Source organism: Blautia sp. DFI.9.10, from assembly GCF_024461705.1.
Classification (GTDB): domain Bacteria; phylum Bacillota; class Clostridia; order Lachnospirales; family Lachnospiraceae; genus Blautia_A; species Blautia_A fusiformis.
The window spans coordinates 1-827 of sequence record NZ_JANGAA010000052.1; the positions used below are offsets into that span (position 1 = coordinate 1).

Consider the following 827-nt stretch of genomic DNA (forward strand, 5'->3'; position numbering starts at 1 on the left):
ACTGGTACCTCGCTTGTACCGGGCTTTCCATTCCCGGCTCCCGCTCTCCTTACGTGTCCCCACAGTTCTGTCATACTGCAGTACAGGAATATCAACCTGTTGTCCATCGGCTACGGCTCTCGCCCTCACCTTAGGTCCCGACTCACCCAGGGCAGATCAGCTTTACCCTGGAAACCTTGGATATTCGGCCTAGAGGATTCCCACCTCTATCTCGCTACTCATTCCGGCATTCTCTCTTCCATGCAGTCCACAGCTCCTTCCGGTACTGCTTCTTCCCGCATGCAATGCTCCTCTACCAATCTTTTCAGATTCCTTAGTTTCGGTGGCGCGTTTCAGCCCCGGACATTTTCGGCGCAGGACCTCTCGACCAGTGAGCTATTACGCACTCTTTGAATGTATGGCTGCTTCTGAGCCAACATCCTGGTTGTCTTCGAAATCCCACATCCTTTTCCACTTAACGCGCACTTTGGGACCTTAACTGTAGGTCTGGGCTCTTTCCCTTTTGACCGCCCAACTTATCTCGTGCAGTCTGACTCCCGGTGATATCTACACGGCATTCGGAGTTTGATATTCTTCGGTAGGCTTTGACGCCCCCTAGGAAATTCAGTGCTCTACCTCCGCAAGACTCACACCGAGGCTAGCCCTAAAGCTATTTCGAGGAGAACCAGCTATCTCCGGGTTCGATTGGAATTTCTCCCCTATCCACACCTCATCCCCACCCTTTTCAACGGATGTGGGTTCGGTCCTCCACTACCTCTTACGGCAGCTTCAACCTGGACATGGATAGATCACCCGGTTTCGGGTCTACTCCTACTGACTCTGGCCCT

At 53.0% G+C, this 827-nt stretch carries 1 rRNA gene; it reads right to left on the reverse strand.

Features of this window, described 5'->3' with window-relative positions:
- A 23S ribosomal RNA gene (locus NE671_RS15685) occupies positions 1 to 827 on the reverse strand; the annotation flags it as partial.